Source organism: Methylobacterium sp. Leaf89 (genome assembly GCF_001422215.1).
Lineage (GTDB): Bacteria > Pseudomonadota > Alphaproteobacteria > Rhizobiales > Beijerinckiaceae > Methylobacterium.
The window spans coordinates 27771-50107 of sequence record NZ_LMML01000004.1 but is presented as its reverse complement, the minus strand read 5'-3'; the positions used below and the strand labels follow the sequence as shown (position 1 = coordinate 50107).

General features: G+C 66.7%; 9 protein-coding genes and 2 pseudogenes. 8 read left to right on the top strand and 3 right to left on the bottom strand.

The features are described from left to right. Window position 1: 1 nt before the first annotated feature. Entirely contained in the window at window positions 2-1219 is a 1218-nt protein-coding gene (locus ASF18_RS01630) for an acyl-CoA dehydrogenase family protein (RefSeq protein ID WP_056348740.1), read from the bottom strand. A gap of 264 nt (window positions 1220-1483) precedes the next feature. Between ASF18_RS01630 and ASF18_RS01625 the strand changes: the two genes are divergently transcribed. The 6 genes from ASF18_RS01625 to ASF18_RS01600 all read left to right on the top strand — a co-directional run bounded on the left by ASF18_RS01625 (window position 1484) and on the right by ASF18_RS01600 (window position 10708). After that, window positions 1484-2881: an LLM class flavin-dependent oxidoreductase gene (locus ASF18_RS01625; RefSeq protein ID WP_056348737.1), complete on the top strand. Its 1398-nt coding sequence runs from the start codon at window positions 1484-1486 to the stop codon at window positions 2879-2881. Window positions 2882-3716: 835 nt separating this feature from the next. Further along, window positions 3717-4586, top strand: coding sequence for a zincin-like metallopeptidase domain-containing protein (locus tag ASF18_RS01620; protein WP_156649545.1), 870 nt, complete (start codon window positions 3717-3719; stop codon window positions 4584-4586). 2170 nt (window positions 4587-6756) lie between these two features. Continuing rightward, the gene (locus ASF18_RS01615; protein ID WP_056271967.1) at window positions 6757-6990 is read left to right on the top strand and encodes a hypothetical protein; all 234 of its coding nucleotides are present in this window, start codon (window positions 6757-6759) and stop codon (window positions 6988-6990) included. Window positions 6991-7130: 140 nt separating this feature from the next. Then, window positions 7131-7949: a cytochrome b/b6 domain-containing protein gene (locus tag ASF18_RS01610; protein WP_056348733.1), complete on the top strand. Its 819-nt coding sequence runs from the start codon at window positions 7131-7133 to the stop codon at window positions 7947-7949. Then, on the top strand, window positions 7946-8872 hold the full coding sequence (locus tag ASF18_RS01605) for a molybdopterin-dependent oxidoreductase (RefSeq protein ID WP_056348730.1): 927 nt from the start codon (window positions 7946-7948) through the stop codon (window positions 8870-8872). Before ASF18_RS01610 ends, ASF18_RS01605 begins: the two co-directional genes overlap by 4 nt. 447 nt (window positions 8873-9319) lie before the next feature. Further along, window positions 9320-10708: an MFS transporter gene (locus ASF18_RS01600; RefSeq protein ID WP_082486914.1), complete on the top strand. Its 1389-nt coding sequence runs from the start codon at window positions 9320-9322 to the stop codon at window positions 10706-10708. Between the two features lie 33 nt (window positions 10709-10741). On the opposite strand, the pseudogene ASF18_RS22710 reads toward ASF18_RS01600, so the two are convergent. Further along, a pseudogene (locus ASF18_RS22710) lies at window positions 10742-11055 on the bottom strand (IS3 family transposase); the annotation flags it as partial. Between the two features lie 276 nt (window positions 11056-11331). Here ASF18_RS22710 and ASF18_RS22705 point away from each other — a divergent pair. Next, window positions 11332-11475 (top strand): annotated as a pseudogene (locus ASF18_RS22705) (integrase core domain-containing protein); the annotation flags it as partial. A gap of 68 nt (window positions 11476-11543) precedes the next feature. Here the strand turns inward: ASF18_RS22705 and ASF18_RS01595 are convergent. Next, window positions 11544-12896 carry a TAXI family TRAP transporter solute-binding subunit gene (locus tag ASF18_RS01595; protein WP_056216468.1) on the bottom strand — a complete coding sequence of 451 codons (1353 nt, stop codon included), beginning with the start codon at window positions 12894-12896 and terminating at the stop codon, window positions 11544-11546. Between the two features lie 625 nt (window positions 12897-13521). Here ASF18_RS01595 and ASF18_RS01590 point away from each other — a divergent pair. After that, window positions 13522-22337, top strand: an 8816-nt coding sequence (locus tag ASF18_RS01590; RefSeq protein ID WP_200917479.1) for a peroxidase family protein, incomplete at its 3' end; no start/stop codon positions are given.

Genomic DNA, 22337 nt, shown 5'->3' with positions numbered 1-22337 from the left:
GTCAGGCCGAACCGACGCGGTACTCGCGCGGCGGCGCGGTGCCGTTGACCGCGAAGGCCCCGACGATGCGGTCGCGGTAGATCCGCGGATTGTGCGAGGCGATAGTGCGGGCGTTGCGCCAGTACCGGTCGAGGCCCAGGCCCTCCTTCACCGCCGAGGCGCCGAGCGCGTCGAACAGGCCGGTGGTCGCCTCCAGCACGAGGTTCGTCACAACTGTGACCGCCTGGTTGACCTCGACGTCGGCGAGCGCGGTCGGGGCCGTCGGATCGGCCCCGTCGCGGCGGGCCTCGAACACCCGCTGCACCGCCTCGGCCGCCTTCAGCACGATGGCGCCGGCCGCGTAGGCGTTGCCCCGGACGCGGCCGACCACCGCCTGGATCTGCGGGTCGTCGCCGCTGCGCCCGGCATTGCCATGGCTGTAGACGCGCCGGCGTTCGGCCACCAGCCGGGCGACGTCCTCGGCAGCGGCCCGGCCGATGCCGGCGAGGGTGGCGAGGTGGACGAGCTGGAAGAACGCCATGGCGTAGGGGAAGCGCGCGGGGTCCGGCTTGATCCAGTCGGGCTCGACCACGACCCCGGTGAAATGCGCGGTGCCGCTCGCGGTCAGCGCCTGCCCGAACCCGTCCCAGTCGTCGACGATCTCGACGCCCGGGGCCTGGGTCGAGACCGCCGCGACCACCGGCGCGCCGTCCTCGTCCTGGGCCGAGAGGTGGATCCAGTCTGCGAAGAGCGAGCCGGTCGTGTAGAACTTCCGGCCGTCGACGACCCGCTCGGCCCCGTGCCGGCGGAGGATGGTGTCGAACTGGCCGACCTTGGCCTCACCGGTCTCCGAGACACCGCTGCCGACAGTCTGGCCCGCGGCGATCCGCGCGGTCCAGCGCGCCCGCCATTCGGGCGAGGTCGAGCACAGCACGTCCTCGGTGAACCCGAAATGCGCACGCAACGCGTTGGTGACGTTGGAATCCCCCTGCGAGAGCTCGATCAGCAGGTTGAACAGTTCGGGCAGGCTCGCCCCGTGCCCGCCCGCCGCTTCCGGTAGCCGAAGGGTGGTGAAGCCCGCCTCCTTAAGCAAGCCGATCTCGGCATGCGGCAACCGGCGTTCGCCGTCCCGGGCCACGGCGGTCGCACGGATCTCGGCGAAGGCCGGTCGGAAGCGTGCGGCGAGGTCCTCGTAGCGAGCGCTCGGGCCGGCACCCCAGCCCGCATCCGTTTGCGACATGATCCTGCAATCCCGTCCTGAGCCGCGTCCGAACCAGCAGACCAGACGCGGCGGCAGCCGATGGAATCCGGGATTATCGCTCAAAACTCAAGTCTTCATGCCGAGAATATCGTGATATCATACCAGTTTGGGACGCATATCTCTTCGATCATCTATGGATGAACGATCCTGCTCCTGCAAAGGCCTTGAGAAAAAGAACGTTCTTGTTGACCGGAGGGACGGGACCAATACCCTGACCTTCCCACCCTGCGGACGGATCCTCCGATGACGACGCGCCGAGAACTGCGGCTGAACGCCTTCCAGATGGCCTCGCCGGGCCATACCTGGGCCGGCCTGTGGCGGCATCCGCGCGACACCGGCAGCGCCTATAACAGCCTCGACTATTGGGTCGATCTGGCGCGCACCGCCGAGCGCGGCCTCTTCGACGGAATTTTCCTCGCCGACGTGCTCGGGCAATACGACGTCTACGGCGGCAACGCCGACGCGGCCCTGGCGCGGGCCGCGCAGGCGCCCAATCTGGATCCGTTCCTGCTGGTGCCCGCCATGGCGCAGGCGACGCGTCATCTCGGTTTCGGCGTCACCGTCAACCTGACCTACGAGCATCCCTATCCCTTCGCCCGCCGGATCACGACCCTCGACCACCTCACCGGCGGCCGGGTCGGCTGGAACATCGTCACCGGCTATCTCGAGAGCGGCGCCCGCGGCATGGGCCAGGACACGGCCCGGGCGCACGACACCCGCTACGAGGCGGGAGACGACTTTCTGGAGGCTGCCTACAAGCTGTGGGAGGGCAGCTGGGAGACGGGCGCCGTGCGGCGCGACCGGGCCGGCGGCGTCTTCACCGATCCAGGACGGGTCCACCGCATCCGGCACGACGGTCCTTACTACCGCGTCGACGGCCGCCACCTCGCCGAGCCCTCGCCCCAGCGCACGCCAGTGCTCTACCAGGCGGGCACCTCCCGGCGGGGCAAGCTCTTCGCGGGGCGCCACGCCGAGGCCGTGTTCCTCAACGGCCAGACGAAGCCGCTCGCCGCCAAGGCCGTGCGCGACCTGCGCGAGGCGGCCCGCGCCGCCGGGCGTGACCCTTACGACATTCGCATGTTCCTCGGCGCCACGGTGATCGTGGCGCCGACCCGCGCCGAGGCCCTGTCCTTACGCGACGAGTATGCGCGCTATATCGACGTCGAGGGCCAGCTCGCCTTGGTCTCGGGTTGGACCGGCATCGACCTCTCGACCCTGGGGCCCGAAGAGGGCCTCGCCTATGTCCAAACGAACGCCATGCAGTCCCTGGTGGAGACCCTGACGCAGGCCGTCGAGCGGCCCTTCACCCGGGCGGACTTCGCCGCGTTCGGCCCGCGAGGGGCCCGGGCGCCCTTCATCGTCGGCGCGCCCTCGGAAGTCGCCGACGAACTCGTCGCCTGGGCCGAGGCCACCGACGCCGACGGCTTCAACCTGACCCGCGCAGTAGCGCCGGAAACCCTGGAAGCTTTCGTCGACCTCGTCGTGCCGGAACTCCAAACGCGTGGCGCTTTCAAGACTCAGTATGCGGAGGGCACGCTGCGCGAAAAGCTATTCCCGGGCAGGGGGCCGCTTCTCAAGGAAAGCCATCCCGGCGCGGGCTTCCGCCGCGGGAAGCCGGAGGCCTTGCTGGCCGCGTCATGAGAAGAGCGGAGGCTTGCGGCTCGCTGCGAGCCACCTCACGGTGTCTTCGAAACATGCGTCCGCTTTCTCAATTCGCGCACCCCAAAACTGACAGGCCGAAAACCACCCAACCCGGTCATATAAGTCAGTTCATCAAGCCGACTGGAAGCGGACGCTCCAAGGCCCACTGCTGACTTGGACTTCATAGCAATACCCACCGATCGCGATCTCTGAAGTGCTGAAACGCTCCTCCAACTGCAGAACGTAGGGCAGAGCTCCTACCCGGCTTAGGGAAAGAGCCACGCTCCCTATGAGCTCCGAGCCTCCACCGCTAGCCAGGCGGGATGGGGAACGCCGGGTGGACTAGCCGAAGGGCATCGGCAGCAAGCAGCTCAAGTTTCCTAGAGTGAGCTGCAGGACAGAGGGAACGGGTAGCCCCAAACCTCTGGAACGACCCCGATGTATGCGGATCGAGCAACGGGGTCCGTTAGCGCTGGCCGTCCAAGCTGACGGGAAGCGGTGCGTAAAGGCCGATCGCGCAGCCCCGGCCTGCCTGTCACAAGGTTGCACTTCGATCCGCCGGTCGACCGACGGCGTGGCTCCGAGATCCACTTCCTTCGGGATGATGCGATGCTTTGCCCTCACCGGCAAAGCCTTGCCCTAGAGGCAAGCCGGTCTCCCTCAAACGTTCACCAAGATCCAGAACGAGACGGACCAAAGGCGCCACAACCTTGGACCGAGACTGGGGCAGGCTGCGAGTGTCCCAACGGAAAACTCGGCAGACACATTGGTGAAGAACAGCTGCCGCACCGGGAACCCAGACTGCCGCCCCACGTGGGGTCCCGGAGCAGCACCGATGCCCAACGACCTGCATGAACGCATCGCCGCCGCCATCCTGGAGCAGCTTGAGACCGCTGGCCCCGCTTCGTGGGCCCCGCCCTGGGACGGCGCCGCCCCGCTGCCCCACAACGCCCGCACAGGGCGCCGCTACCGCGGCATCAACGTGCTGGCGCTGTGGTGCGCGGCGCAGGCCCATGGCTACGCCGATGCGCGCTGGGCGACCTACCGACAGTGGGCGGCGCTCGGAGCCCAGGTCCGTCGGACTGAACGCGGAACGCTGGTGCTGTTCTACAAGGACCTGCCACGCCGCGCCCGCGCCGAGACCGGCGACAGCGACCCGCCAGACGGTGCACCCTTCGTCGCCAGCGCCGCCCACGTCTTTAACGCCGCCCAGGTCGACGCCGCCCCGCCGACTGCGGACATCGCTACGGTCACGTCGCAACCCGAGCCGCTGCCAGCCTTCGACGCCTTCGTCGCGGCCACCTGCGCGACAATCCTCGAAGGTGGCATCCGCGCTTGCTACATCCCGGCCACAGACACGATTCATCTACCTCCCGGTGCGGCCTTCCACACGGGTACAGGCTACGCCGGCACGCTCGCCCACGAACTCATCCACTGGACCGGCGCTCCCCACCGCCTCGCCCGCGACCTCACGGGCCGGTTCGGAGCCCGCGCCTACGCTACCGAGGAGCTCGTGGCCGAGCTCGGCGCCGCCTTCGTGCTGGCCGACCTCCGACTCGCGCGCACGCCCCACCCTGACCACGCTGCCTACTGCGCCTCATGGGCGCCGCTGCTGCGCGCCGACTCCCGCGCGCTCAGCCACGCTGCCGCGCAGGGCTCGCGCGGCCGACTACCTCGCTGGGCTACAGCCCGCGGCTCTCAATGATTCTTCGTACGAGCTAGTCAGATCCGCTGCGCCAACGGCTGACACCATACTGACGGATGCCAAGGCGCGTGTCGCTCAAGAACAGGCCGCCGCATAAGCGCAACCGTCCCACCCCCTCGCGCCGAGTCCTGGACGCGCTGCCCGGCGACGTCGCCCAGATCAATCAGAACACCCTGGTGGCCATCCGACCTGATGGACATGCTCAAAAGCCTCGCCGACACCTGGCTTCGGTGCATCGAGGAACGCGCGCAATCGACAGCATGAGGTAGCAAGGAGCGGCACACGCGGTACTGACACCCGAGGAGGCACATCGACGAAATCGCGCCCATTCACGCCCTCCCAAGTGTCTGAAAGTTGGCACGTCTGACCACACGACTTCTACCGACATGCTGCCTCAGACCCACCCAACGACCTGTAGCTCGCCCCCAACCCCAAGTCGGCCTTCACGCATATTTTTTAGCCCAGGAAAAAAGTCGGGCGCGCTATCCGAGATGCGCCACCACCGGACCTTGAGCTCCGATCAGAAAGCGAACCTTCAACTCTGCGTCCATTCAGGTTGGCATTGGGATGCGTCTCGCAGAGCAAAAGCGAGCGATAGCACGCAACCACCCGGGCGAGCACATCGCCCAATGCACGTCGGTTCACGCTCGGCCAACCGGAACAGCGAGTTGGAGCGTGAGAGATAGTGCGGGAAATCGACAGGAGGGCTCAACTAGCGGGCTTGCCGGGGAGGGCAACCAGTACGCCGCGGGGGGGGGAGGCGGCGCGACCGATCCTCCTTGCAGCCGCTCCACCCTACTGCTACACATCCTGTGGCGGCAGCGAAGCTAACCGCCTGTAGCGGCTTATGTTTTTATGCGGCAGTCTCGTGGGTCAGTATCCTGGTCCCCCAGCCACTGATTTGACTACTTATCGGCCACCTCGGAAAGCGGCTCATTTCAGAGCTAGACTGGTGCAGTATTAAACATCCGATTAAACAAATTATTCGGAAGCGCATTAGAAGTAGAGTCTTAATATTGGGCACTTGGAAAATGCGCTCTCCAATTTAAACCTGCGACTTATGCCGTAGATCTTAATAATCGAGCAAATATTCTAAAACATCGTTCCGGCTACAAGCTAAGACTGAGTTAATTCGGCCCTCCGGCGCGGCACATCAAGCCTGCATCAGAGTCGGCAAACACGCCGCCGGCAGTCCCCACGCGATCATTGATTCGCTCCAACAGCCACTTCAACGCGCGCGGTCGACAGGCATAAGACGCATGTCGAGTGCGCCCGCACGTATGCGCGCGACGCACTTTGAGCCCGCCCCCAGCGGCATTCCGACAATGTTCGGTTCGACCGGTTCGATGCCATGGGAGATTGTCGTGACTGCGGATGCGGACGGTGCGGTGGATGTCGCGCATCTCAAGTCCTGGTCGGTCGATTAGGCGGAGAAGATCGCAGCCGCGCAGCTTGCTGTCCATGGCTGAGTTGAGCTGGGCGCGGTCCCCAGTGCGGCCCTCGTGCTGCAGGCAGGTGTGGATTGCCGAGATGTGCTTGGGCTCAAACGGCGACTCGGGTCCGACGAAGCAGCCGAGGTTCCACGGTCGGCGGGTCGTGTCACTGGTCGACGGGATGATGGAACTCTCGCTTGAGGAGCCAACAGCATCTCACCCCGGCCGCGATCCGCCCGCGCCGCAGCTGCGCACCAAAAGCGGAAGTCAGCCATCGGCCTGTAAGCGGCCGTTCTGCATCCGACCGGACCTTGCCGGACAAACCATTCTCCGCCCTCCGCCGAAAGCGGTCGTTCGTCGATCGGTGAGGTGAGCAGCATCGCCCCATCTGCGGGCCCTGCCCCCCGAGCGGGAGAGGGGCCGCCTCCGGTGCAAGAGTGGGCCCCGATACGGCGAGCATTGATATTGTCAGGTCGAAGTCGCCCGCGTGCATAAGGTCGAGATCCGACTCGGCGGCTTCCCGCCGGGGGCCTGAAACTTTTCGCCGGCCCGTTCCGTAACGATGCGCGAGGATAGGAATCGTGCCCAGGCCAAAAGCCTTGATGTGAGCGCGGGCTGTCTCTTGCTAAAAAATTGCAGTATATAAAAGTAATTCTTTATTTTTCGAGGAACAACGACATAATCATACTGTTACCCTGTGGGTTGAATATGATGTTCACCTCTACAGGAGATTCCACATGAAGAAATTCACGCTTGCGCTGACCGCCTTGACCGCCCTCGGCGGCATCGCCCTCGCCGCCGGTTCGGCCATGGCCGCCCCGGTGTCCGTCAACGGCCTTCAGTCCGAGAGCGGCGTCACCCAGGTCCGCATGGACCGCAGTGAGCGGATGATGATGAAGAAGCGCATGATGCGGAAGCAGATGATGAAGCGCCGCATGATGAAGAAGCGCATGATGAACCGCGGCATGTGATTTCAAGCCGTTGACGCTTCCGGAGGTCCCGACGCAGGGGCCTCCACCCTGACGGCGACGACTTCGAGGAAGACCATTTGGCGCGCACTGACCCGATCCGCTCTACGCCCGAGATCTGTGAGGTCGAGCGTCGCCGATGGATGTTCAGGCATCCCGTAGCCATCCGCATCACGCATTGGGTCAATGCGGTGTGCCTCCTGGTCCTGCTCATGAGCGGCTTGCAGATCTTCAACGCTCACCCGGCCCTGTACTGGGGCAACGTCTCGACCTTCGACACACCGCTGATGGCAATGGCGTCGACGGAGGACGATCCGCCCAAAGGGGTGACGACGGTCTTCGGACAAGGCTTCGAAACGACGGGCTGGCTCGGCTCATCGACGGGCTCCAACGGCGAGCCGGCCGACCGTGGATTTCCCGCCTGGGCGACCTTGCCGAGCGACCAGGATCTGACGGGCGGCCGAAGCTGGCATTTCTTCTTCGCCTGGGCCTTCGTCCTGAACGGCCTCGCCTACCTGCTCTACGGGCTGGTCAGCGGACAGCTTCGAGTCCGCCTGATCCCGTCGCGCGATCAGGTTCAGCACTTCGGCGCGTCGGTGTGGGAGCACCTGACATTGCGCTTCCCGCAAGGGAACGAGGCCAAGCGCTACAACGTCATTCAGAAGCTCACCTATTTCGTCGTTCTGTTCGTGCTCCTGCCGGTGCAGGTCCTGGCCGGCCTCGCGATGTCGCCGGCGATGAACGCGGCCTTCCCGTTCCTGCTGACGGTGTTCGACGGGCGCCAATCGGCCCGCACGGTGCACTTCGTCGTGGCGGCACTGCTGGTCCTGTTCGTCGTCGTGCACGTCGCCCTGGTCCTGCTCTCGGGCTTCTGGAACAACATGCGCGGCATGCTCACCGGTTGGTTCGTCATCGAGCGCCAAATCGAACCGACCGGCGCCCCGGAGGAGCGTCGGGCATGAGCCCTTTTCCCAGCCGACGCACCCTCCTGACGGGGGCGTCCGCGACGGCCGCTGCGGCCATGCTCGGCGGATGCGACCGCCTCGGCAACGCGGCGTGGTTCCAGCGCATGCTCAAGACCGGCGAGGATGCCAACCTGTTCGTCCAACGCCTGCTCCTCACCGACCAAGCGCTGGCACCGGAATATGCCGAGGCCGACATCTCCCCGTGGTTCAAGCCGAACGGCACCGAGGATCCGCCGGACAGGGCGTACAAGGCCCTGGCGACGGGCAAGTTCGCCAAGTACCACCTGGAGGTCGGCGGTCTCGTGGAGGCACCCTTCCGGCTGTCCCTGGCGGATCTCCGCACGCTTCCCGCCCGCACTCAGATCACGCGGCACGATTGCGTCGAGGGCTGGAGCGCCATCGGCAAGTGGACCGGGGTGCCGCTCGCTGACCTCCTGATCCGGGCCAAGCTCAAGCCGGAGGCACGCTACGTGGTGTTCCACTGCGCCGACACCATGGACCAGGGCAATCCGCTCGAAGGTGGGGGCGACGACGCGGAGACGGACGAGGCGGCGCCCGCGGGCAACGCCAACCCGGCCATGACCAAGCAGTCGGGCGGCGGCGAGAGCAGAAAGGATTCCGGCGGCCAGCAGGCATCGGACGAGTCTGCGGCCAGCGCCGGATCGCCGGTCCGGTACTACGAGAGCATCGACCTCGTGGACGCGTTCCACCCGCAGACGATCCTCGCTTACAACATGAACGGGCAGGCGCTACCGGTGTCCAACGGCGCACCGCTGCGCCTGCGGGTCGAACGCAATCTCGGCTACAAACAGGCCAAGTACGTGATGCGTATCGAGGTGGTCGAGAGCTTCGACCATCTTGGAGAGGGCAAGGGCGGCTACTGGGAAGACCAGGGCTACGCTTGGTATGCCGGCATCTAACCCGTTCGCTGCTGTCGGCTTCGGGAGGTGAACGCGATCAACGTCTGACGGGCGCCATCGGAAGGTCAAAGCTTGCCGAATAAGAATAGCTGTTCGCTTCATTCTCTGTCCAGGAGCGGACGGGCAGAACTCCAGCCGAAGCGGTCATGGAACGGACAAATGGGTCCCGTCCCAACCTCGCCGGACAATCCGGTCCGGACCGTCCTCGCGAGCGAAGGTTCGGTGTTTGAGCGCTACGAAACCTGCTCAGGCAACCGGTGGAAGGGCTGCTCACCACCGTCTCAGTCAAGCTCAATTCGGAAGCTTCAGGCCGCGCGCAGCGACGGCGCCTGTCCGATCACCGGCATAACATCCGGAGTGTTGTTGTGAAGCCCAGCCACAAACTGGGATTGCCATCGGCCTGCAGCGCACGCATTCAGACCCGCCTCTCTGCGAGATTGTCTTCCGATGCCAACGCCAATCCTCACGCCGGACGTGCCGCCGCGCGACGGCTTGCCGCCGGGCCAGCGCGGGCGCGCGATGATCGCAGTGCTGATGGGCGTCGCCCTCGCAACCCTCGATACCGCGATCGCCAACACAGCCTTGCCGACCATCGCCGCCGACCTCGGTGTCGATCCGGGCGCGTCCATCTGGATCGTCAACGCCTATCAGCTCGCCGTGGTGGCGACGCTGCTGCCGATCGCGGCGCTGGGCGAGATCGTCGGCCAGCGAAAGATCTACCTCGGTGGCCTCGTCCTCTTCACGCTCGCCTCCCTGGTCTGCGCGCTTGCCTGGTCCCTGCCGACGCTGGTGGCTGCGCGTGTGCTGCAGGGCGTCGGGGCGAGCGCCCTGATGGCGGTCAACATCGCGCTCATCCGCTTTATCTATCCGGCCGCTCAGCTCGGGCGCGGGGTCGGGCTCAATGCCTTCGTCGTCGGCGTCGGCTTCGCCGTGGGGCCGACCGTGGCTTCCCTGATCCTGGTCGCCGCGCCTTGGCCGTGGCTGTTCGCCGTCAACGTACCGATCGGCCTCGCTGCCCTCGCCCTTGCCTGGACAGCGCTGACGGAAACCGGTCGCTCCGGCCACAGCTTCGACGGAGCCGGCGCCATCCTCAACGCCGTGGCCTTCGCTCTGCTCGTCCTGGGACTCGGGGATGCAGCCCACGAGGGACCGGTCTGGCGCATCCTGGCGGAGTTCGCCGGCGCGCTCGCCTGCGGCACGCTGCTTCTGCGCCGACAGGCCGGACATCCCGCCCCGATGCTCGCAGCCGACCTTCTGAAGCGTCCGCTCTTCGCGCTGTCCGCGTTGACCTCAGTCTGCTCCTTCGCGGCCCAAGGCCTCGCTTTCGTCTCCCTGCCGTTCCTGTTCCAGCACGCGCTCGGCCGCTCGCAGGTCGAGACCGGCTTCCTGATGACGCCGTGGCCGGTGGTGGTCGCGTTGATGGCGCCCCTCGCGGGTCGCCTGTCCGACCGCTATCCTCCTGGCCTGCTCGGCGGGATCGGGCTCGCCGTCCTGGCTTTGGGCATGGCGCTCCTGGCAGCGCTGCCGGCGGATCCGAGCGTTTTCGACATCACCTGGCGCATGGCGATCTGCGGCGCAGGCTTCGGTTTCTTTCAGGCGCCGAACCTGCGCGCGATCATGACGAGCGCCCCGTCCACGCGTTCCGGAGGCGCGAGCGGGATCGTGGCCACCGCACGCCTCCTCGGCCAGACGACGGGGGCGGCCCTTGTGGCAGCATGCTTCGCCATCGCGGACGCGCGCGGGCCGGCGCTGGCGCTCGGACTCGGCGGCGCCTTCGCCGGGATCGCGAGTGCAGTGAGCTTCCTGCGCCTCGCCGTGCGCGTTCAGCACACATAGTGGGCGTCTGAGTGCGGAACGGCTGAGGGCGAGCTATCGGTGCGATCCTCCCCCGACCTCACGGACACGGGATTGGCCCGCATTCCGTTCGACCTGCTCGGGCGTGATGTCACCGAGTGCCGCGCGGATGCGCTGCCGATGTCATAGCCCTCGCTGTCGACGAACAAGTCGCCTCGGACCTCGTCTCGGGTCGCCCATCGTCGTTGATGGACGAGTTCGACCTTAAGGGTGTGGAAGAAACTCTCCATCGGGGCGTTGTCGACGCAGCAGCCCGTCCGGCTCATGGAGGGCGTCGCCGTCATGTCGGCGAACTGCGTTCGGTAGGCCTCGGCGGCGTACTGGCTGCCTGATGGGAGGGGAAGTCACCGGGCCCGCAGCCGTGGCTCCTGGTGATCCTGCTGCCCGTGGTGGGGAAGAGGCTCCGATCAGCGCCCTTCGGCACTGTCTCGGCATCGAGGGTTGGATCCCGCGTTCGGCCGCGGTCTGCATCTGCGGCCGGCCGCTGCTGTCCAGCAGGGCCACCGCCTCGCGTTTGAACTCGCTGTCTCGTCTTCGCCATCGAACATCTTCCCCGCCCGTAACGAGCGTATCGGAGGTGTCCGTGAAACCGAGAGAGGGTCACCTCTTGGTTCCTATCGCCGGCGGATGCTCATGAGCGCATCGAGGAATGGAGGTGCCACGACAATGAAGATCGACCCCACACGGCCCTGGGTGGCTTGACGCCCCGAGCCTTCGCCAACCACGCTGTCACGGCCCGAGAACTTGCATGGGTCCTGGACCACAAACCAAGTCAACTCCGAACAGGCTCAAAAGCCATACCAAAGGGCGGCCCCCTTCAATCGGGTCGGCTCACCATCGCACGCCTGACCGTCGAGCGCGTGGCGTCGATGGCCACGTTGGCCGCCCCGAGCATCCGAAGCTCGGTCGGTCGATTGAGGGCCTGTCGGGCGATGCTCGCGGCCAGATCATCCACCTCGGCCGCCATGGCCTCCAGACGCGCGCGGTCGGTCTCCTGCCGCGCCGCCCCACGCAGTTCGAGCAGGCGGCTCGTCGCCACCTCGATCCGCTCCCGCCGGATGCGGCCCAGACGCTGGCGAAGCCAGGCTACCGTTGAGCCGACGCCGCCGGCCAGGATGGCCACGAGGTAGATCCAGCTCTCGTAGCGCTCGATGAAGGTCTCCTGCTCCCGCTCGTAATAGTCGATCGCCCCGGGATGGATGGGGAGGTGCGCGCTGGTGGCGTCGGCCGTGTCCTCGTAGGCGGGATTGTCGATGGCGTTGGCCGCCGACACCGTGTCGGCCAGCGCGCTGCGCATCTCGAACAGATGCTGAGTCACCTCGGCGGCGAGACTGCGCGACAGGTCGGCCCGGGCCACGAGCCGATAGGACGAGCCGACGGTGACCACGTCCTCGGCGGGGAGCCGGGGATTGCCGCCGAACAGGGCCGCCGGGAGCGTGACCGCTTGAAGACGTGGCCAGCGCGCCAGGACGGCCGTAGAATCCGGCACCCCGAACAGGGCGATCTCGTCGTCCTCGCTCTCGTCCTTGACGAACGCGACAAGCCGCCTGGCGATGGGCGAGGTGGGTGTCGTGACCATCACCAGCGCGTCGATCCGATGCTCGCGCAGGGCAGGGCCGACGTCGGCTTCCTCCAGGGGCACGAGCGCCACGGCTTTCTTCGGGAGGGCCCCGGTCTGTGGCTCCGTCAGGAGTTCCAGGTCGTGGTGGGCCACGAGCGTGCCGACGAGGGTTCGGTCGGCGGTGCGGCTCGCGAGCATGCCGAGGCGCTTGCCGGCCAGGTCCGAGAAGCCCTTGATGCCCGCGTTGGAGGGCGCCGCGACGAAGGCCGAGAGTTCGCGCAGGACGGCAAGCGTCAGGGCGTTCCCGGGCAACGCGACGTCGGGCCGGACCACGGCAAGGTCGGCCTTACCGGCCTTCAGAGCCTCGGCGCTCTCGCGAACGCCGTCGAAGGCGATGACCTTCAGCCGAATCCCGAGCTTTCTTCGGGCCAACTCGTCCGCGTAGGCCTGCAGCAAGGCTGGCTCGCTTCCGCCTTTCGGGGCAACTGCGACGGTCAGCGTCGTCGGCCGCGTCAGGTGATATGTGGCCAGAGTAACAAGGAGGAGCACGGCCAACAGGCCCACCAGGAGCCATTGTTCACGGCCACCGGGGATTTTGATCCTGGACACGCCTGCTCCTCGTTGCCGACGGCTTCGCCCGCGGGTCGGGAATCCATCGCGGGATCTTTCCTGTTCGAAGGACAGCACCGGACCGACCGCCCACGCACTCGGGCGCCCATCCAAGACGGTTGTTTACGCAGGGAGCCCCGCAAAGGCGATGGCCGCGTCCTTTGAAGACCAGGCTGTCGAAACCGTGGTCGACGAACTCCCGTAGGGTCCCGCCGCCCTTCGTTTCGACCGATGGCACGTCCGCGGCACGGAGCTTACGAATCGCTCCATGGATCGGGGTTCGACCTCATTACGTCGGTAAAAATAGACTGAGCACCAAACCCTATTGCCGCGGATTTTTATGGGCTGTCTGACGTGCCACGGGACTCGAATGCAGTACGCAAGTCGACCACCAAAGCACAAAAGAGGAAAAGATAACTCCGAAGCAGTACCCGCGAAGTTGCATCCTGTAGGAAAAACCCACACGCGAGGAAATTTCCTATGTCCTTAAGGGTTTTTTAACTCTTCCGGCAGGGTCACAGGCATGGAACCTTCGCGGAAGTGGAGGAGGCGTCCCGGAAAACAAGGGAACTCCTCGCATCCGATCAGGGCCGGCCATCGCCGCCCATGTCGTGCGGAGGGTGTCATGGCGGTTCATCTCAATCAGCAGGATCTGACCTTCATCCTGAGGCAGATCAGGATCGCCGAGGCCCACGCCAGCGGCATCGACCTGACGGAACTCAGGGTCGACCCCGCCACCGGCGACATCCTGACGGATCGCAGCCTCTACAACCCGGATGGCCTCTGGCTGGGTGCGGCCGACGCACCGCGCGCCATCCCCGATCCGCACGTGCCCTACGGGCTCCGCACGGTGGACGGGACCTTCAACAACATCGTGCCCGGCCGCGAGACCTGGGGCTCGTCCGGCCAGCCCATGCCCCAGCTTCTCGACAAAAGCTTCGTGAACGATCAGGACGGCGACGCCTTCGACCCGGACGGCCCCGGACCGGCACCGGCGGTCACCAACACCGACTACGGCACCGGTGGCAGCGTCGCCGACGCCGACCCACGCATCATCTCCAACCTTGTCGTCGACGCCTCGCTCAACAATCCGGCGGCCATCGCGGCCGCGCTCAGGCTCGCGGGCTCCACGGACATCCTCGGCGACCAGCGACTCATCACGGCGGCCTACGAGGCTCTGCGGACGGCGCAAGGGGCGGATCCCGCCGGCAAGCATGCAGAGCTGCAATCCGCGCTGGATACCATTCTCCAGCGGACGGGCGTCACCGTCACGAACGGCTCCATCGATGTCCTCAACGTCGCTCCGGACGAGGGCCTGTCCAAGCCCTTCAATGCCTGGATGACGTTCTTCGGGCAGTTCTTCGACCACGGGCTCGACCTGATCACCAAGGGCGGCAACGGCACGGTCTACATCCCGCTCACGGCGGACGACCCGCTCGTCACCCAGGGCCCCGACGGCATGCCCGGCACGGGCGACGAGGTGACCGCGCAGACCCAATTCATGGTGCTGACCCGTTCGACCCCCGTCGAGGGCTCGCAGCGCAACGTCACGACGCCCTTCGTCGACCAGAACCAGACCTACACCTCCAACGCCTCCCACCAGGTCTTCCTGCGTGAGTACGCGCTGGTCGACGGGAAGCCCGTCGCGACCGGGTTCCTCCTCGGCGGCGTGAACGGCGGGCTCGCGACCTGGGCCGACGTCAAGGAACAGGCGCGGACGATGCTCGGCATCAACCTCGTCGATGCCGACGTCTCGGCGGTCCCCCAATTGCTCACAGACCCCTACGGCGCCTTCATCCCCGGCGCCGACGGCATGCCCCAGGTCATGGTCGGGATCACGCCCGGAGGGCAGCCGGTCTATGCCAGCGGCACCCTCGCGGCGCCGCTCTCCCTCTCCGCCATCCAGTTGCCGGTCGGCACGGTCCTCGCGGGCCCCAACGGCACCCAGAACACCATCGAGGCGGGCGAAACGGTCGCGGCCGCCCGCACCTTCAACGCCTTCCTCGACGACATCGCCAACGACGCCGTGCCGACCACCTCGCGGGGGATCGCGCTTCCCCAGGACGGAGACACCGCCCTGGGCTTCGCCAACGCGGACGGTTCCACGACGGGCCTGACCGCGCAGGGGCGCAATCTGGCTTACGACAACGAGCTCCTCGACCGGCACTTCATCACCGGCGACGGACGCGGGAACGAGAACATCGGCCTCACCGCCGTCCACCACATCTTCCACTCCGAACACAACCGACAGGTCGAGGCCCACAAGCTGACCATCCTGCGCTCGGGCGACCTCGCCTTCATCAACGCGTGGCTGGAGACGGACATCACCGGGTTACCCGCGGGCTTCGCCCAGCTTTCGGCCCTGGAGCAGACCACGATTGCGAACGGCCTCGATTGGGACGGCGAGCGCCTGTTCCAGGCCGGACGCTTCGCCACCGAGATGCAGTACCAGCACCTCGTCTTCGAGGAGTTCGCCCGGAAGGTGCAGCCCCAGATCGACCCGTTCGTGTTCAACGCGGTGACGGAGATCAATCCGGCCATCTTCGCGGAGTTCGCCAATACGGTCTACCGCTTCGGACACTCGATGCTCACGGAAAACCTGCCGCGCGTCGGGGTGGACGGGGCTGCCCTCGACGATGGCCTCGGGCTGATCGAGGCCTTCCTCAACCCCGTGCTGTTTGACAGCCCCGGCGACCTCGCGCCCACGGGCACACCAAGGCTGAGCCACGACGAGGCCGCGGCCGCCATCATCCGGGGCATGACGGTCGAGCGTGGCAGCGAGATCGACGAATTCGTGGTCGACGCCCTGCGCAACAACCTGCTCGGATTGCCCCTCGACCTCGCCGCCCTCAACATCGCCCGCGGTCGCGAGACCGGGACGCCCACCCTGAACGAGGCGCGCGCGCAGCTCTTCGCCGCCACCGGCTCGACCTTCCTGACGCCCTATACCAGTTGGGCGGACATGGCCGGCAATCTCAAGAACGCGATGTCGGTCGTGAACTTCGTGGCGGCTTATGGGACACATCCGTCCGTGGTTGCGGCGACGACCCTCGACGGCAAGCGCGACGCGGCTCTTGCGCTCGTCCTGGGTGGGGTGGGGGCTCCGGAGGACCGCCTCGACTATCTGAATTCCCGGGGGACCTGGGCGGGCCGGGAAACCGGCTACAACGCGGTCGACCTCTGGATCGGCGGCCTCGCGGAGAAGCAGATGCCCTTCGGTGGCCTTCTCGGTTCGACCTTCAACGCCGTGTTCGAGGCGCAGATGGAGAACCTGCAGGACGCGGACCGCTTCTACTATCTCACCCGCACCCAGGGGCAGAACTTCCTGGTCGAGTTGGAGCAGAACTCCTTCTCCAAGCTGATGATGGCCAACACGAACCTGGCGGAGCCCGGACCGGACGGCATCCGCGGCACCGGGGACGACATCGTCCCGCGCCACATCGGCGTCGACGCCTTCGCGGATTACGACTTCGAGCTTGAGGTCAACGCCGCCAACCAATCCGACCAGAACGGATCCGCCCCCGGTGTCGACCCGACCGGAGCCGATGCCATCCTGGAGGCGATGGGCCTCGGCAAGGTCATGCGGGACGATCCCGGAAGCGCGGCCGTCGAGGCCAACTATCTCCGCTTCACCGGCGGCGAGCACGTCCTCGTCGGCGGCACCAACGGCAACGACACCATCGTCACCGATTTCGGCGACGACGGGATCTGGGGCGATGCCGGCAACGACCGCATCGAGTCCGGTGCCGGCGTCGACCTCGTCAACGGGGGCGACGGCGACGACATCATCACCGATTCCGGCGACAGCGGCGACTTCCTCAAGGGCGAAGGCGGCAACGACGTCATCGCCAACTCGAACGGCATCGACATCCTGATCGGAGGCACGGGCAAGGACGTGGTCTTCGTGGGCGTGGACTCCACGGAGGTGTTCTCCGGTGACGGCGACGATTTCGTCATCGGCGGCGACGGCGCCGACCTGCTGATGGGCAACGAGGGCGACGACTGGCTGGAGGCCGGCGGCGGCTTCGACACCACGGCCGGCGACAACTCGGAGCTGTTCTTCAACTCCGCCATCAAGGGCCACGACGTGATGTTCGCCGGCGGCGACGAACACGACTTCGACGGCGAGTCCGGCGACGACATCATGGTGCAGGGCGAGAGCGTCATGCGCAACGAGGGCATGTTCGGCTTCGATTGGGCCATCTTCAAGGGCAACGCCCGCGACGCCCACGCCGACATGCGCATCCCGATCTTCACGACCGAGGAAGCCGACATCCTGCGCAACCGCTTCGACAAGGTCGAGGCCCTGTCGGGGTGGAAGAACAACGACACGTTGATCGGCGACGACCGGACCGCCGCTGACGGGCTTGCGGAGGAACCCGGTGCCGCGACCGTGGGCGCCAACGAGGGCGTGTTCTTCAACGACGGTCTCGACGCGGACGGCCTCGCCCGCATCGACGGATTGAACCGGATCGTCTCGCTCGGCTCGAACGGGCTCTTCGAGGCCGGCAACATCTTGCTCGGCGGCGCGGGAAGCGACGTCCTCCAGGGCAATGGCGGCAACGACATCCTGGACGGCGACCGTTGGCTCAACGTCCGCATCCGCATCACCCGGCCGGACGATTCCTCGACCCCGGCCATCGAGTCCGCCTCCAACACCCAGGCCAACCAGCTGACCTCCGTCGACAGCCTGCGCCACACCTTCACCCAGGGCCAAGTCACCACCGACGGCCTGCCGGCTTCGTGGGTGGGCAAGTCGCTGTTCGAGCTCCTGCTCTCGCGGGACGTCCGGCCGGACCAGATGCACATCGTGCGGGAGATCGTGTCGCCTGACGCGAACGCGTCCGATGTCGATACGGCCGTGTTCAGCGATGCGCGGGCCAATTACAGCATCACCCGCGGCACCGGTGCGGAAGCGGGGACGCTCACGGTCCGGCACGTGACCCTGAGCGATCCGGCGGTCGATGACGGCACGGACACCCTGCGCAACATCGAAGCCCTTCAGTTCGCGGACGGGCCGGTCGCCGTCGCGCTCATCCTCAACCAACCCTTCGACCGCTTCAACATCGTCGCATCCGATGGAGACATCGGCCGGTTCGACGCCGTGTTCACCGGCCTCGTCGCCGGGCGCCCGGTGACGGTCCAGTGGCAAGTCCTCGACGCCAACGGCACCTGGCGGAACGTCGGACCCGGGGACGGTCTCGTCGGCAACGCGCTGGGAGGCCCTTCAGGCGACCGTTTCACGCCGGCCAATCCGAACGTCGAGGTCCGGGCCGTCGCGAACTGGACGAGCACGCTTCCGGGCGTCACGCAGTCCCAGCAAACGCTGTCCGTCGAGACGGCCTTCGTCGGCACCGCCGGCGACGACGATCTTCCCGGTTCGACGGCTGCGAACGTCATCCTGGGTCTTGCCGGCGACGACGACATCGAAGGCGATGTGGGCAACGACATCATCGACGGCGGCGACGGGAATGATCGGGTCGACGGAGGGGCCGGCGACGACGACCTCCGAGGCAACGACGGCGACGACGTCCTCATCGGCCGGACCGGCGACAACACGCTCCGGGGCGGGGCCGGCGACGACCAGCTCTCGGGCGGACACGGCAACGATGCCATCGACGGCGATGCGGGCACGGATACGGCCATCGTGACCGGCCCGGTCGAGGCCTACGCCTTCGAGCGCACCGGGGCCGTCATCACCGTCACCGACAACCTCGGCTTGGAAGGCGACGGCCGCGATACGCTGACCGAGGTCGAGTTCCTGCAGGTCGGCGACACCGACGTCTATGCCATCGGCGCGGCCGGGACGGCCGGGGCCGACATCGTGGTGGGTACCGTCGCGTCGGAGACGCTGGCGGGCGGCGCAGGGGACGACCTCGTCTTCGCGGGCGGCGGGAACGATTCCGTGACGTGGCGCCCCGGGGACGGACGCGACTTCGTCGATGGCGGCGCAGGGACCGACACCTTCCGGATCCTCGACGGCGCGCTTCCGGTCCAGCAGCTCGGGCTCGCTGCCGCGCGCGCGCAGTTCCCGACCCTGACCTTCCGCGACGACACACAGTCGGTGGTGGTCCGCGGCGGCGTCGTGATCGCGGAGCTGAAGAACGTCGAAGCCGTCAGGGTCAACACCGCGGCGACCGGCGTTCCGGCCATCGTCGACCCCACGCCGACGAACGGGCTGGTGTCGCCGACCGAGGGCCAGGCCCTCAGCGTCTCAACGGTCGGCATCGCGGATGCCAACGGCCTCGGCGCCTTCGCCTTCCAATGGCAGGTCCTGGCCGCCGACGGCGTGACCTGGAACGCCATCGCGGGCGCCACGGGTCAAGGATTCACACCCGCCCAGGCCCAAGTCGGCGCAGTCCTGAGGGTCCGTGTCAGCTTCACCGATGGCGAGGGCAACCCAGAAGAAGTCTTCTCCGCACCGACCGGCATCGTGGGAGACAACTTTACCGGTGCCCCTCTCATCGGCCTGAACTTCGTCGGCACGGCGGGCGACGATATCGCCAACGGTGCCAACGCCCTCCTGTTCTCCAACGATACAATGGATGGTCGGGGCGGCAACGACATCATCAATGGCCGTGCCGGCAACGACCGGATCACACAACTCAGCGTCGACGGGCGCGACCGCGTCGACGGAGGGGCAGGGACCGACACCTACGTGCTGAACGGGGTCGCGGCGGCGGAAGCGTTCGGCATCTACGCGCTCACCGGTGGGCAGAACGCCACGCTCGCGGCCACGCTCGGAACGACCTTCGGGGCCGCGACCGAGATCGTGATCACCCGCACCGTGGGGACGACGACGACCGTGGTCGCCGAGCTCGACAACGTCGAGGAGATCCAGGTGAACACGCTTAACGTCACCGCCAACGATGGGGGCGGCCTGAACCAGGGTGCCGCCGGGAACGACACCGTCACGGTATCGGGCAACTTCACCGGGACCAGCCTGAACTTCAGCACCATCACCATCGACGGCGCTGCCGGCGACGATACGGTGGACATCTCCGGGCTCACCTCGGCCCACCGCATCGTCTTCCGGTCGAACGGCGGACACGACACCATCATCGGCACGCTGCGGCCTCAGGACGTCATCGAACTCGCCCCCGGCACGACGCGTGCCGACTACACGGCCACCCAGGCGAACGGCATGACGACCCTGACCAACGGGTCTCACACCATCACCTACGCAAGCTCGGGTACGCCGGCCTTCGGCACCACACCAGTCCAGGGCGGGGAGCAGCCGGGCGGCGGCGGAGCGTTCACCCTGACTGCGGCGGATCTCGCCGGCATCAAGAACCTCATCCAGGGACGTCCCGCCGTCGAGGGCGACGACGATACGGAGGGGGCGACCGGTGTCCGCACCCTGTCCGGAGCGGGCAACAACCTCGACCATCCCGAATTCGGCGCCGCGGACCAGCCGTTCATTCGGCTCACCGACGCCCATTACGGTGCGTTCGACCCGGCAACCAACAACAACGCCCTCAATCCGCTCTACGCCGGCCTCGATCCGCGCGCCATCAGCAACGTGCTGGGGACCCAGGAGGCCGACCTGCCGCACCAGGCCAACGGCTCGAACATCTTCTTCATGGCGTTCGGACAGTATTTCGACCACGGCCTCGACTTCCTCCCGAAGAGCGCCGCCAACGGAACCGTCCTGATCGACCAGCCAGGCTCGGGGCGCGCGCCCGGAACCAACAACCCGGCCGACCTGACACGGGGCGAAGTCTCGTCCATCGTGGACGGGGTGCCCCAGCACCTCAATAAGACCTCACCCTACGTCGACCAGAACCAGGCCTACGGCTCGCACGAACTCGTCGGCCAGTTCCTGCGCGAGAGCGACGGCAACCAGGGCGTCGGCGCGCGCCTTCTCGCGGGTGCTCCCGATCCCTCCAATCCCGCCTTCAACCTGCTCCCGACCCTCCGCGCCCTCATCCAGCACCATTGGGACGCGGACACGATCTTCCACGACCCCTCGCTCCCGGGCGGAGCGATCAGCTTCCGCACCTACTTCTCGAATTTCCCCATCTCCGAGACAAAGACCGGCTCCCTGTTCAATGCGGCCGGCGCGTATGATCCCGAGGCGGTGAGCGCCTTCGCCTCGAACTTCATGGGGAGCGGCAACGCGCTGCTGCTCGACACGAACCCCTTCGTCAGCCTGCTCGACCACTACGTGGCCGGCGATGGACGGGCGAACGAGAACGTGTCGCTCACCGCCATGCACACGATCTGGGCGCGCAACCACAACTTCCACGTCGAGAACCTCGTGGAGGCCGGCTTCCAGGGGACGCCGGAGGAGGTGTTCCAGGCCGCCAAAATGATCAACGAGGCCGAGTACCAGCGCGTGATCTTCGACGAGTTCGCGGATCAGCTCATCGGCGGCATGAAGGGCAGCGGAACGCACGGTCACAACGGCTACAACCCGGACGTCGACGCCCGGATCTCCCACGAGTTCGCCTCCGCCGTGTACCGCGTCGGCCATTCGCTGATCGGCGAGACCCTGACGGTCATTGGCCCCGACGGCGCGCCGCGGCAGGTCGCGCTCTTCGATGCCTTCCTGAACCCCTCGAACGCCCCGGACGTCTTCACGGCGCCCCTGCCACCCGGCTACGTGCCGCAGCCGGGTTACGCCCAGCTCGGGGCCAACGCCATCCTCGCCGGGGTCGCGACGCAACCGGCCGAGGAAGTCGACTTCAACATCGTCGACGCGGTGCGCAACGACCTGGTGCGGATCAACGCCGACCTGTTCGCCTTCAACGTTGCCCGCGGCCGCGATGTCGGTCTCGGTTCGCTGAACCAGGTTCGCGCCGACCTCATGGCATCCACGGATCCCTACATTCGGGAGGCGCTAGGCTTCGCGGGCGACCTGACGCCCTACGCTTCCTGGGAGGACTTCCAGGCCCGGAACGGACTGAGCGACACGGTCATCGCGCAGTTCAAGGCTGCCTACCCGGACCTGGCCCTGGCGACGGCCGACATGCGCGCGGCCTTCGTGGCCGCAAACCCCGACATCGCCATCCATCAGCGGCCGGACGGCACCGAATACGTGAATGGCATCGACCGGGTCGACCTCTGGGTCGGCGGCCTGGCCGAGCAGCACATCAACGGCGGCGTCGTGGGCCAGACCTTCTGGGTCGTGCTCCATGAGCAGTTCGACCGCCTGCAGGAAGGAGACCGCTTCTACTACACCGACCGGTTCGACAATTTCGACTTCTATCAGAACATCATCGATGACCAGAACTTTTCCGACATCGTCGCGCGCAACACCGGTCTGACCGGCCTGCAGGAGGACATCTTCGCCGTCAGCGACGAGGACGGGACCGCCGGAGGCGATGGGCCGGCTGACGGGGAGGGCGACGGCACCGGGCCCATCGACGACGGAGACGACGGCACCGCGGGCGGGGACGGCTCCGACGACGGGGACGACGACACCACGGGCAGTGGCGG